This window comes from Thiomicrospira sp. (assembly GCF_036568485.1).
Taxonomy (GTDB): Bacteria; Pseudomonadota; Gammaproteobacteria; order Thiomicrospirales; family Thiomicrospiraceae; genus Thiomicrospira.
On sequence record NZ_DATCSL010000006.1, the window covers coordinates 25,483 to 38,881 of the forward strand.

10 protein-coding genes are annotated in these 13,399 nt (G+C 40.2%); all 10 read right to left on the reverse strand.

Going from position 1 to position 13,399, the window contains the following annotated elements:
* Genes VIM91_RS00430 through rfbA form a run of 10 tightly spaced genes read right to left on the reverse strand, consistent with a single transcriptional unit; the run spans position 1 to position 13,399 of the window.
* Positions 1–1,179: a DegT/DnrJ/EryC1/StrS family aminotransferase gene (locus VIM91_RS00430; RefSeq protein ID WP_331862871.1), complete on the reverse strand. Its 1,179-nt coding sequence runs from the start codon at positions 1,177–1,179 to the stop codon at positions 1–3.
* Positions 1,176–4,397: a glycosyltransferase gene (locus tag VIM91_RS00435; protein WP_331862872.1), complete on the reverse strand. Its 3,222-nt coding sequence runs from the start codon at positions 4,395–4,397 to the stop codon at positions 1,176–1,178. Before VIM91_RS00435 ends, VIM91_RS00430 begins: the two co-directional genes overlap by 4 nt.
* Positions 4,394–5,587, reverse strand: a complete 1,194-nt coding sequence (locus VIM91_RS00440; RefSeq protein WP_331862873.1) for a hypothetical protein — start codon at positions 5,585–5,587, stop codon at positions 4,394–4,396. Before VIM91_RS00440 ends, VIM91_RS00435 begins: the two co-directional genes overlap by 4 nt.
* Entirely contained in the window at positions 5,584–7,755 is a 2,172-nt protein-coding gene (locus tag VIM91_RS00445; protein WP_331862874.1) for a class I SAM-dependent methyltransferase, read from the reverse strand. Before VIM91_RS00445 ends, VIM91_RS00440 begins: the two co-directional genes overlap by 4 nt.
* 3 nt (positions 7,756–7,758) lie before the next feature.
* Positions 7,759–9,087: an ABC transporter ATP-binding protein gene (locus tag VIM91_RS00450; protein ID WP_331862875.1), complete on the reverse strand. Its 1,329-nt coding sequence runs from the start codon at positions 9,085–9,087 to the stop codon at positions 7,759–7,761.
* Positions 9,087–9,902, reverse strand: a complete 816-nt coding sequence (locus VIM91_RS00455) for an ABC transporter permease (RefSeq protein ID WP_331862876.1) — start codon at positions 9,900–9,902, stop codon at positions 9,087–9,089. The genes VIM91_RS00450 and VIM91_RS00455 overlap by 1 nt, the downstream gene beginning before the upstream one ends.
* Complete coding sequence (locus tag VIM91_RS00460) at positions 9,903–11,060, reverse strand: dTDP-glucose 4,6-dehydratase (RefSeq protein ID WP_331862877.1); 1,158 nt, start codon at positions 11,058–11,060, stop codon at positions 9,903–9,905. It abuts the gene before it with no gap.
* Positions 11,050–11,937 (reverse strand): dTDP-4-dehydrorhamnose reductase, encoded by an 888-nt coding sequence (gene rfbD, locus VIM91_RS00465; protein ID WP_331862878.1) that lies wholly within the window; start codon positions 11,935–11,937, stop codon positions 11,050–11,052. The genes VIM91_RS00460 and rfbD overlap by 11 nt, the downstream gene beginning before the upstream one ends.
* Entirely contained in the window at positions 11,930–12,514 is a 585-nt protein-coding gene (gene rfbC, locus VIM91_RS00470; protein WP_331862879.1) for a dTDP-4-dehydrorhamnose 3,5-epimerase, read from the reverse strand. Before rfbC ends, rfbD begins: the two co-directional genes overlap by 8 nt.
* 3 nt (positions 12,515–12,517) lie before the next feature.
* Positions 12,518–13,399 carry a glucose-1-phosphate thymidylyltransferase RfbA gene (gene rfbA, locus VIM91_RS00475; RefSeq protein WP_331862880.1) on the reverse strand — a complete coding sequence of 294 codons (882 nt, stop codon included), beginning with the start codon at positions 13,397–13,399 and terminating at the stop codon, positions 12,518–12,520.

Sequence of the window (13,399 nt, forward strand, 5' to 3'; positions counted from 1 at the left end):
TTATTCCTTTATCACTTTTATTACATTTAACTGATCAGGGAAATCCAGACCTGGATAAATCGGCAAACATAAAATCCGGCTGGCGATGTCTCTTGAAATTATGCAGGCCTGGTTGTTCCGATTTTGTAGGCTAGATATTGCCGCGTCGCTGCGCTCCTCGCAATGACGTTTGTTTTGGTTAGAAATTACTTCGCTCCTCGCAATGACATCGGTTTTTAAATATTCCAAGGTGTCGAGGCTTGGGTAAAAGTAACGTCTTGGGATAATGTTGTGCTCTTTGAGTTTGGCTTCAGCTTGGAGCAGTTGCGCTTCGCTTTTAAATAACACCGGCGCGTAGGCGTGGTTGTTTTGGCTTTGTGGGTTCCATTGTTGGAATTGCACCAAGCCTGGTAGTTGTTGTTGGTAGGTTTGCCAAATGCGTTGGCGTTCGGTTTTGATGGTGTCGATTTCATCTAAAACGCATAAGCCCATCGCGGCTTCAAATTCGTTCATTTTGGCGTTGGTGCCAACCGATTCGATGGTGGTTGGGCCGGTAATGCCAAAGTTAATCAACAGGCGGATTTTTCGGGCGAGTTCGTCGTCGTTGGTGATGACCGCCCCGCCTTCAATGGTGTGAAACAGTTTGGTGGCATGAAAGCTGATGGTGCTGATGTCGCCGTAGTTAAGCACGCTTTGTGTGTGGCCGTGCTGGTCGGTGTATTCTGTTCCAAAGGCGTGGGCAGCATCGTAGATGACTTTGAGGTTGTGTTTATCCGCAATCGCTTGTATGGCTTCGACTTGGCAAGGATTGCCAAATACATGCACCGGCACAATGGCGCTGGTGTGTTCGGTAATCAACGGTTCGATGTTATTTGGGTCGAGGTTAAAGCAAGTCGGGTGAATATCCGCAAACACGGGTTTTAAGCCTTCCCAGGCGAGCGTGCTGGTGGTGGCGGCAAAGCTAAAGGGCGTGGTAATCACTTCACCTTTTAGATCGAGCGCTTTATAGGCTAACTGCAAGGCAAGCGAACCATTCGCCACCAAAATTAGATGTTTAACGCCCAAGTGTTCTTTTAAACGGCGCTCAAGCTCTTGCAAGAGTGTGCCGTTATTCGTGAGCCAAGCGGTGTCGTAAATACGATCCACATAGGCTTTGTATTTGTCTTTATTGGGTAAATAGGCTTTGGTGACAGGGATCATTGGCTATCTTCTTGTAATAGTTGAACATCTATTAAAGGCTTGATATCAACTTCATAAGCAGGGAAAAGTTCAAGATACAATTTATATGAATTTTGTTTACGTGCATATTGCTCTTCTTTACTTAAGCCAGACCATTGACCACCTGAATGGACTCTGTATTTAGAGAGTAACTCAGGCACAAAACCGACCTTACCAAAAGAAGCCATGTATAAATTAAACAACCAATCAGCTACATTCTTCCGCTCAAAATAGCTCTCTGGTATCGACTTAACAAAATCCGTTCTATAAAAACAGCAAGAAAAATTAGCCGTTACTGCTGTATTTAATATGTATTTAAAGTCAATACTATCCGTTTTTATTTTTTCCTGCCCAGGGTGTGGTTGGGTATGATTTTTTTCGGGATAGTCTAGGAGCACCTTATTAAAACACATTGATGCATCTTTATTCTGTAACATATAACCAAGCTGCTTTTGTAGTTTCAGATCTGATAACCATTCATCATCACCCTCACAAATAGCAAGATATTCTGCGCTTACTTTTGAAAAAGCGTGCTTCATATTTTTGAGCATGCCCAAGTTTTTAGAAGGTGAAATATTGTGGAGAACTTGAGAATAGGTATGAACATACTGTTCTAAAATATCACCCGTACCATCAGGGGAGCAATCATCACTAACAAGAACTCTGAATGTATACAAACCCTTTTGATTTAAAATTGAATCTAGGGTTTTTGGTAAATATTCTTTATGATTGTAAGATGTAACGATAACATCAATACTAAACAGGCTTTTCATAAAACATATAAAGTTTTCTAAGCTAACGAATGCTTCTTCTGCAATGTAATCAGCTAAACCAGCTCTGTAAAAGAAATATCGACTAAGAGATCTATCCAATGTAAATAATTTAAATAATAAATCATGATCATTAGAAGCAAATGCTTCCCAGAACTTTCTTCTGTATAAGTGATAAATTTTACTTGTGGTTTTTCTATGGAAGTAATTTGATGTTAGTTTGTTTAATTGGTTGAAAAAAACAGCTTGGTTGTAACCAAATTTTTTAGCTGGATCAGCTAAAGGTGACCAAATACCACCTGCATGACGCCTATATACCGACATAACATCTGGCAAAAGATGAATTTCGCCCCGTAAAGAATGTAGGATGTGTCTAAACCAATCCCCGGGCATTAAATCCTTATGCAATGCGACAAATGTATCCTCGCTTTTTCGATACATAACGCTATTGGTTTGAATATAGTTACGATCAAATAAATCCTCAACCAAAATAATATCGCCCTTGATATTATTACCAGGAAATAAACCTTTAAAATCTCGAACCTCATCATTAATGACTTTAACCTGATGAAAGCATACATTACAATTCAAATTAGCTTCCATGTAATCAACTTGTTTCTGCAATTTGTGCTCAGAACACCAAAAATCATCGCCTTCATTTAAAGCAATATACTTTCCCTTCGAACGTTGTAGCAAATCCTTGAAGTTTTCTTTTGGCCCGATATTTTTTCCACGATTTATAAAAACAATCTTATCAGGATATTTTTTTGCCCAAACCGCTATTTTTTTTGCACTATCATCGGTAGAACAATCATCACCAATTAAAATCTCATATTTGAAATTTGTTTTTTGATTGACCATGGACTCTATAGCCTGATCAATAAACTTTGAATGATTATAAGTTTGGCATATGACTGATACTTTTATCTCATTCTTACCATTTACTTGATTAGCAGGCTTAAGTCCATCCTTAAAACAAACATTGCGTGTTAATAATGCTTCATTTAGCCGAACCTCTGATTCTAAAGAGCCGCTTTTAATTTTTAGCCTATCCTCATCAAAATTAAAACTGATGATGTCTTTTTTATGATCCTCTGATAAAAAATTAATCTCACCGGTTACGTAGGCTTCAAATAAATTAATCTGATCAATATCCATGATCCTATATTCGTGGTAACACCACCAAGGATCCAATAAATTCGCTCTTTCAAGCAGCTTAATTTTTTTCAGATAGGCTTTATTTTTGTAATAAGAGTATCTTATTTCAGCACTAGCCATAAGCGGTTTAATGTCCGAAGTAAATTGTGGATGTACATTATTTTTCGATATATCGTAATCCACACAAGAAATACGAGAGGTGTCTCTTGTTAGCAACAAACAAAATAAACGCTCCAATGCATGGTAGGGAGAAGAGTCAACACCTGAACCTAAAGCGGCCTTATTCTCATCAATTAAAAACTTTATTAAATCTTTATTATCAAGCTTTTGAAACTCTTTAACACGACCTGCAAACATCGTACCGGCAAAAAAACCCCAGTCGTCGTACTCAGAAATCTGGAGTTTAAATAATTTAGCTATCTGAACCACATGGTTATGGTTATGGTTATGGTACTTAGTGTAGCGATAGGATAAATAATTTATACCTGAACCAACTAAAATTGCCCCACCCTTTATTGACAATTGATTAAATACAAGGTCTTTTTGTTTGTTATCTCTGATCAAATCATCAACTAAACTCTCTCGCCAAATACTTGATACCAACTTATTCGGATGATCTCTTTTAGTATGAAGCTTAATAAAGTTATGATATCCCGCGTCATTTAAAGGTTTAAGTAATTTTAAAAAAGGTAATACATCATAACCTTGATTTTCTACTGCCAAGACACAACTATTGTGACTCAAATTTTCAAATTTAGATTTAACGTCTGGGTAAATCTCAACCCTACAAGTTACGACAAAATCAATGCCTTCAAGATGCGAAAACTTTTCAATGAAGTGGTCAACAAGCTCAATATAAAAAACATGAAAAACAATAACATTTTTGTTTTTTGTATTACGCTTAAGAGAAGCAATTAGCTTCGTGTCATTTTGAACGGCATCATTGTGTAAGCCTTTATTTTTATAAAGGTGTAATCCAGCCTTATTGGGTGATCTATTTTCTTTTCCACCATGTTTTATATAATGCGCTAAAGGATTAAGGTTAGCTTCTTTAACATCAGAGTTCGCATTTAGATAATATTCCCCATCAAACTCCGAAGATGGATTTCGCCCTTCCAGTCCACCGTGTTTTACATAGTGTTTAAGTGGGTTTATGTCAGCGTGACGAACATCTGTATTATTTGTTAAATAGTAATGCGCATCAAATAACCCACTGTTTTTGATGACGTAGTAATCTCTAATAGCTCTAACTAAGCGTTTTAATTTGTTCATTTTTTTAACCTAAAGAATCTTTTAACTTTTCGCAGTGGACGCGTTATTTTCCAGCTAGTGCTTAAGTGCATAGCAACAAGTTCATGTTTAATTTGCTCTAGCTCTTGGTCCTTTGCTTGCAGCCCTTGCTTGGCTTGCTCTAGCTCTTTGTCTTTCGCTTGCAGCCCTTGCTTGGTTTGCTCTAGCTCTTTGTCTTTTGCTTGCAGTACTTGTTTGGTTTGCTCCAGCTCTTGGTCTTTCGCTTGCAGTCCTTGTTTCGTTTGCTCTAGCTCTTGGTCTTTCGCTTGCAGCCCTTGCTTGGCTTGCTCTAGCTCTTGGTCTTTTGCTTGCAGCCCTTGTTTGGCTTGCTCCAGCTCTTGCATGCTTTTTAAAATATCACCGTTGTAGAACAGGCTTTGATTATCAAAAAGCTGTTGGCGAAGTTCATCAAATTTTGCATCCAACTCTGTTTCATTCAGATTTGGCACCAAGCTCACAATATCCCTTATCGGTTTGGGCACTTTTTCCGACAAGTTATCCAATGCGATATTGTGGTGTTTTAGACCCGGCGTTAAGAAGTCGGCTATTTGATCTTTTTTAGCGTTGTACTTTGAATTTAGGTTTAGTTTTAATTTTTGGTCTATCTGCTTTATCACCGTTTGTGGTGATTGAACTAACTCATCAAAGCGAGTAAAAACTCTAGGCAAAGCACGACTTAGTTTTTCTGATAACAAGAAATGATAGGCCCAAAGCAGTAGGCCTTTTTCTTGGCTAAATTGGTTACGCGTTTTGAGGGAGTCTGCGACCTCTAAGGGGTTTCTAAAAGGGATAATCACTTTTATATCCACGCCCATATTGGTTAACGCCTTGGTATAAAGCGGAAACAAATAAGCTAAACGCGGGTCTTTGATTGCAAAAAGCTGACTGTACTGAAACTCTTGTTTTAATACTGCTTCGAGCTCTGTTGTGTCGTCTATCGCATTGAGTTTTGATTCCGTATAAAAAGCATCATCCCAACGGCTGTTCATTTGCTTTAGCAGCTTTTCGTTAATCCTGTACAGGTGGGTGTTTTCATAAAACCCTTTTGCATTCTGCTCCATTGGCTTCATCAACTCTGTACCCAAGTACACGTCTAATAAATTCAATGTACCGGATAAGGCTGAGGTACCACTGCGATGCATACCTAGAATTAAGATACAGGTTTGTTTCATTTTGTTGGCTCCTTCACAGCCGATATAAGCGCTAGATCAACACGCTCAACATCTGGAAGTCTTATAACTTGTGTTTCTTCCACGGTTAATCCTACGTTTTTTAACTCAAGCAACAAACTTTCAAGCGTTCCATGTTCTTCTGTACTCTCAACAATCTGCCCTGCCGCCATATTCCATAGATTTTCTGATTCTTTACATAAATCAATAGTTAAAAATACCTTGCCACCCGCTTTAAGCGATTTTGCTGCGTTAGCAAGAACCGCCCTTCTATGGATGGCTGGCATATGCTCAATAACTGATATACTGTAAAACACGTCCAAAGAGGCGGGTTCAAAACTGTTTTCATCGAATGTCTTATTAATGCTGGTGATACCATCTGATAAAACAGCATAATCAAAAAAGCCCCACTCATTTGCTTTTAGTAAGTCTTGTTTTTGTCGAATAGATTGATTATTGTCAATCGTAAATACATGCGCATTTCTTTGTGCAAGCATGATGGGCAATGGGGTAATGCCTGCCCCAAAATCTACAACATTTAAACCTGACATATCATAAGAAAACTTCTCCAGTAGCCATGGGTACTCAATCATTCTAGGGCGATGTTTCGTGAACCAACCAAATGCCTCACGCGATGCAACCACAGCTGATAGCAATTGATCTAGACTAATTGAATATTTTACTAAATACTCTTCAAGTTCTTGATTAGTAATATCATTTGGTACAGCTTGATCAAGTTTTGATAAATCACCCATATCTGCACAGTACACCGATAAATTTCGGTATTCAGCGATTTTAAAAATATACTTAAACTTACTTTGTTCCTTTAAAGATTCTTTTAATGGCTCATAATAAAAACACATGTGTGATTTATCTGAAGATGCGTCATACCCAGACACCACCAATCTTTTTCTAGTTTTACTCGAAATGAAGTTAATTAATTTATGATAATCTTCCGATGAAGGCTGGTGAATAGCCACATCAAGACATACCACCATATCAGATGATTCAACAGATTCCTGTTGAGAAATATAAGAGTAGAAACTTAAGTTAGGGTATTTATCTCTGGCTCGATTCAGTGCTTCCGTTGAAACATCCACTCCGGTGTAATTCGGAATATTAAATCTACCAAGTATTTCTAGATCGCCACAACCTACATCAAGCACATTATTTTGCGCTTCAATGCCTAACATCTTTAGAAGTTTGTATTTGTATTCTGCTATTTCACCCCTTGAGCCTACGCCTGAGCCTAGTGCAGGGTTGGAGCTGTAACGATAGTTCCAAAATAACGCATTGTTGAAGTTTTGACTCAAAACCGTGTTTATTTGTTTGATTACAGACTGAACCTTATCGAGGTTTACATCCCCTAGCAGACCCGTAGTGGTTAAGTTTGCATGATAGTGGATAACAGATGGGCTGGTTTTCAATTTCTGGTTTAATGAATTAAAGTCCTTAAGATGAGTTGGGCAGTTCAATTCATACGGTAGCAAGTTAAAAGGTAAGTTAAGTGCATTAAGGGCTAAAGAAAACGCAATCTGATCTATATGAATCACTTTTTCTTTCAACAGGTCTTTAATGTGTTGATCATTCAACATTGCCAGAGCGTATTCTTTCCATTTCTCGCCAAACTTTTTCAAATGTTTTCCAGGAATACCGTAGAGACCACCGTTAAAATTACCGACAAGGGTTGGTTTGGCGTTAAGTGTGTCGCTACTTTCATCAGGTAAAGCAACCTTAAAATGATTGTAAATTTGTTTTAATTGTTCTAAGGGTGGATTATCAAAGTCAACGATCTTACCCGATACCTTATCACGCGCTACAAGCTCAGCTAAGTCATCGACAATGCAAATATCTGCATCACACAAAAAAACATAATCAGCTTTTAATAAAGCAGGCGTATCCAACTGTGCTAACTTATTGCAGTATTTTTTGTCACCCCAGGGCTGAACATAAACAATATTAACCCCATATTGAGAAACTAAACTTTCAAATTCTAGATTTTTAGTAGTCATGTGAATGTATATACGACTACCTGAAACCTTAGCAATTTTGACCAGAGCCAAAACAAAGTAGTAACCTTGTAAATAATATTTGGGTTGATCGTCTACAAGGCACGAATAGATAGATTTTTTTTGACTTAAAAGCCCACTAAAAATACTTTTAAAAAACATTAATTAAATAACCTCGAATCCTTTTATTAAAGCCACGTGTGACGTTATTATTTGTTCATTCTTATTTGGCATGACTTTAAACAAATAGGCATCATTTACCTTACTCACAACTTTTCGTTCTGTTGCAGCATGTTCAATAACGACGGCATCAATTACAAATACACCCTCCACTAGAAGGCAATCAAACTCCCAAAAACCTTCGTGTATACCAGTTTGATTGACATTCACACCAGAATGCTTAACAAACTCGAATGCCGCACCCGTAATAATGTTTCCCTTTATGTCTTTTATGGCAAGACCTATTCTTACGTCATGCATATTTCTTAACAACTTGAAAGAGAAATATATCCGATAAAGGTTATTTTGATGAATCACATTCACTTTTTTTTGACTTTCATTTTGAATATGAATACCTAATATTTCTGCACCATCACTTCGGTGAATAATTTTAGACTTGCTTTCCAAGTCAGCGCTGAAAAACTCTTTGCCAAAATCGACATTATTAGTAATAGCATTTTCCGTCTTATCCTTTACTTTGGGCTTGGGACTTATTAATAGTGCTTCATATTCGTCTAATAATTCTTTCACAGAGAGCTTTTTATTATTTATGTGTTTTAAATAAAGATTTGTTACGAGCTTTGGCTCGCCGTCTAATACTTTGGAGCCATTGACTAACCATATTGCACGATTACAGAGGCTGACGATACTGGCTTCACTGTGGGACACAAATAAAATGGTGGCACCTGCTTGGCGAATTTGCTCCATTTTGGCAAAGCATTTTCGTTGAAATGCGGCATCGCCGACGCTTAACGCTTCATCCACAATGAGGATATCCGGTTCGACGTTAATCGCTACGGCAAACGCTAAACGTGCTTTCATACCACTGCTGTAGGTTTTAAGCGGCTGGTGAATAAACTCGCCCAGTTCGGCAAAATCAACTATCTGCGCTACCCTTTTGGCAGTTTCTGATTCGGGGATACCGTTAATGGTGTTGTTTAGGTAAATGTTTTCAAGTCCGGTCATTTCACCATTAAAGCCCGCACCCAGTTCTAAAATGGCAGACACACGACCATGTACAATTGCACGACCGGACGTTGGGGTTAGCACCCCGGTAATGAGTTTGAGTAAAGTGGATTTACCGCTGCCATTGCGCCCAATAATACCGACGGTTTCACCACGATTAATTTCAAAACTGACACCATCGAGTGCGTTGAAGTTTTTATGGTAAGACTTTTTAAGTGGGTGCAACGCCTCTTTTAGCCGGTCAATCGGTTGATTATAAAGCTTATAGGTTTTGGTGAGGCTCCTAACCGAGATAGCAGTATTTGACATTACAACACATCCGCAAAGTGGGGTCTTAGACGTTTAAACACTAAGGATCCTAAAATCAAAATAACGCAGGTAATCGCCAAATAGTAAAGCGACCAGATTGGTTTTTCCCAAAACCAGACTTGGCTTATAAAACTATCACGATAACCATCGACGATGTAATAAGCCGGGTTGAGTTTAATGAGGTAATGGTATTTTTCAGGTACGAGATCCAGCGACCAAAAGATGGGGGTTAACCAAAAGCCCATTTGAAGTAATACAGCGATGACACTGCCTACGTCTTTTACAAAAACGCGAATGGCGCTGGTAAGCCAAGATAAGCCCATAGCAAACAGAATGGTCAAGGCGATGTAAAACGGGAGTTGCAACCAATATAGGGTTGGCCAAAAACCATTTAGCAGCAAGGCGATAACAAGGAACAACACCAAGCCTAGGTGGATAAGAAAAGACGAGCCGATATTCACTAGCGGCAGGATGCTGATTCTAAAGGCGACCTTTTTGACTAGAAACGCATTGCCGGTAACCGCATCGGCACCGGAACGGATGGCGTCTGCAAAAAAGAACCAGGGTACCATACCGGCAAGCAGCCATAGTGCGAATGGAACACCGGTGGCGGTGGGACCGATTCTGAAACCTAGTTCAAACACCGTCCAAATAACGAGCATAAACATCAGTGGTTGAATAAATGCCCAAGCCAAACCTAAGTAAGAGCCCAGATATTGTTTTTTGAAGTCGTTTTTTATCAAAGCGAACATGAGCGTTCGGCTTTGAATTAGATGCTTGGCAAATCGTGCTAGTTCTTTAATATAACGAAACACCTAGGCTTGTTCTCCTAAACGTTCGCGTTGATAGCTACCGTCTTGTACTCGTTGGCACCAGGCCTGGTTATCGAGATACCATTGCACGGTTTTGCGAATACCGGACTCAAAGGTTTCTTGTGGTGTCCAGCCGAGTTCTTTTTGGATTTTGCTGGCATCAATGGCATAACGCATGTCGTGACCGGGGCGGTCTTTTACATAGGTCACGAGTTGTGCATAACTTGAAATCTCACCCTCACCCCTTCCCTCTCCCTGAGGGAGAGGGCGTAAATCATCCAAAATTTCACAAATGGTTTTGACCACTTCGATATTTTGTTTTTCGTTGTGACCGCCAATATTGTAGGTTTCGCCGACTTTGCCTTGAGTCGCCACCAACACTAATGCGCGCGCATGGTCTTCAACATAGAGCCAATCGCGGATTTGATTGCCTTTGCCATAAACCGGTAGCGGTTTGCCTTCTAGCGCGTTGAGTATCATGAGCGGAATCAGTTTTTCCGGGAAATGAAACGGGCCATAGTTGTTTGAGCAGTTAGTCACTAAGGTGGGAAAACCGTAAGTTCTTAGCCAGGCACGTACTAAATGGTCAGAAGCGGCTTTTGAAGCTGAATATGGTGAGCTTGGCGCATAGGCAGTAGTTTCTGTAAAGAGCGGTAAAGAGTGAGGGGTTAGGTGTGAGGTGACTTCACACTTCTCTCCTTTCCCTTCACCCACCTCATCCGGGTGCGGTAAGTCGCCATAGACTTCATCGGTTGAAATATGATGAAAGCGGAAATTAGCTTTTTTGTCGTCTTGCAGGCCTGCCCAATAGGCTCTTGCTTGTTCAAGCAGCGTGTAAGTGCCGACGATATTGGTTTGAATAAACTCACCCGGGCCGTCTATCGAACGGTCAACATGTGATTCTGCGGCAAGGTGCATGACAATATCCGGCTGATGTTGGTTAAACACACGTTTGAGTTCTTGAGCATCACAAATATCGACCTGCTCGAAACTATACCGTGGATTGTCGGCGACACTTTCTAGCGACTCTAAATTACCCGCATAGGTGAGTTTATCGACATTGATCACTTTGTGGTTGGTATCATTGATAAGATGACGAATGACCGCCGAGCCGATAAACCCGGCACCGCCGGTGACAAGAATGGTGGTGTTATTTTGCATCGTTTTTCTCAATTTCTAATAGACAGGCTTTGAGTGAGTCCTTCCAATAAGGAATGGCTAAAGCGAAGTCTTGTTTTATTTTTGCTTTGTTTAATACGCTGTAATGGGGCCGTTTTGCCGGTGTTGGGTAGTCTTTGGTTTCAATTGGACTCACATCGCAACTTATACCACTTAACTCGAAAATGGTTTTGGCAAAGTCATACCATGCACACACCCCTTCGTTGCTGAAATGATAAATGGCAGTGCCTGACTTGTTACTTGACACGTTCTGCTGTTCACAAATTTGCAACAAGGCTTTTGCAAGGTCTGTCGCATAGGTTGGGGTGCCGACTTGATCAAAGATAACGTTTAGCTGATCGCGCTCTTGGCCAAGTCTTAGCATGGTTTTGACAAAGTTATTACCAAACTCGGAATACACCCAACTGGTTCTGACAATCGCTGCGCTCGGATTGATAATGCGAATGGCCTGCTCGCCTTTTAGCTTGCTGTCACCGTACACATTCTGCGGCTCTACCTCATCAGATTCAGCATAGGGCTTGAAGTGACGACCATTAAAAACGTAGTCGGTGCTGACATGAATCAAAAATACGTTTCTGTCTTTGGCGATTTGTGCCAACTTGCCCACGGCGCGATGATTAATCGCATCAGCGAGTTCGGTTTCGGTTTCGGCTTTATCAACTGCCGTGTAAGCCGCGCAGTTGATAATTGCATCAAACGCCCATTGGTTAAGCTGGGTTTTAAGCTGATTGGGTTGTGATAAATCAAGTTCGTCTCGTCCGACAAATTGAAAATCAAACTGGGGGTATTGCTTGGCAAGTTTCTGAATGCTTTGCCCAAGCTGGCCTGATTTTCCGGTAACAAGAATGCGCTTAATCATAGAGGTTCACATCATACTGAAATGCGTTGATTTCTGATTGCACTTGATTCAGCTTAGGTTGCACTTGATCTTTTGCAGACAATTTAAGTTCCGTTGCTGACAAATGCCAGTCAATGCCCAAGGCAGAGTCATCAAACGCAAGACCGCGATCACATTCCGGGGAATAATAGTTATCCACTTTGTAAGAAAATATGGCCGTCTCACTTAACACCACAAAGCCATGCGCAAAACCACGCGGAACAAATAATTGATGTTTGTTTTGATCGTTTAGTATCGCGGACACATGCTGACCGAAGGTTGGACTGCCTTGACGAATATCAACCGCCACATCCAGAACTTCGCCCTCAATCACCCTAACCAATTTAGACTGTGCAAAAGGTGGCAACTGAAAATGCAAACCACGCAAGACACCCTTAGATGACTTTGATTCGTTATCTTGACAAAAATTGACTTTATAGCCGATGGCTTGCTCAAATTTATCCTGACGAAAGGTTTCCACAAAGTAACCACGCTCATCGCCATGAACCCTTGGCTTAATCAGCACCACATCGGGAATGGACTGTTTAACAAACTCCATAATTTAGCAAATCTCTTCTGCGCGTTTTAACAGGTATTGACCGTATTGGTTTTTAGCCAAGGGTTTGGCTAAATCTATAAGCTGTTGTTTGGTGATATAACCCATTTCATAGGCCACTTCTTCTAAGCAAGCCACTTTTAAGCCTTGTCTTTTCTCTATGGTTTCAATAAAAGTCGCCGCTTCAAGCAGGCTTTCGTGGGTTCCGGTATCTAACCATGCATAACCCCTGCCCATTAACTCTACTTTTAAACGCCCTTCGGCTAGATAAAGTTGATTTACTGAGGTAATTTCTAGTTCACCACGATGCGAGGGTTTAACAGCTTTGGCTTTTTGAATAACGTCATTTGGGTAGAAATATAGACCCGTTACTGCGTAATTTGACTTTGGTTTTTCCGGTTTTTCTTCAAGACTAATGACATTGCCATGACAATCGAATTCGGCCACACCATAACGCTCAGGGTCATGAACATGATAGCCAAACACGGTCGCTTTAGATTCTTCTTTGGCATTTTGCACAGCACTTGCTGTCATTTCAGCTAAGTCATGACCATAGTAGATATTGTCACCCAATATTAAACAAACATCACTATCACCGATAAATTCTTCGCCTAATATAAACGCTTGCGCTAAACCATCCGGTGAAGGTTGAACAACATACTCAAATGTGACGCCAAATTCTGTGCCGTCACCCAACAGGCGCTTAAAACTTTCTTGGTCTTCAGGCGTGGTAATAATCAAGATTTCTTTTATACCGGCCAACATTAAAACTGAAATGGGATAGTACACCATTGGTTTATCATAAATAGGCACCAACTGCTTAGACACGCCACGTGTCAGTGGGTAAAGTCGTGTCCCTGATCCGCCTGCTAAAACAATTCCTTTCAT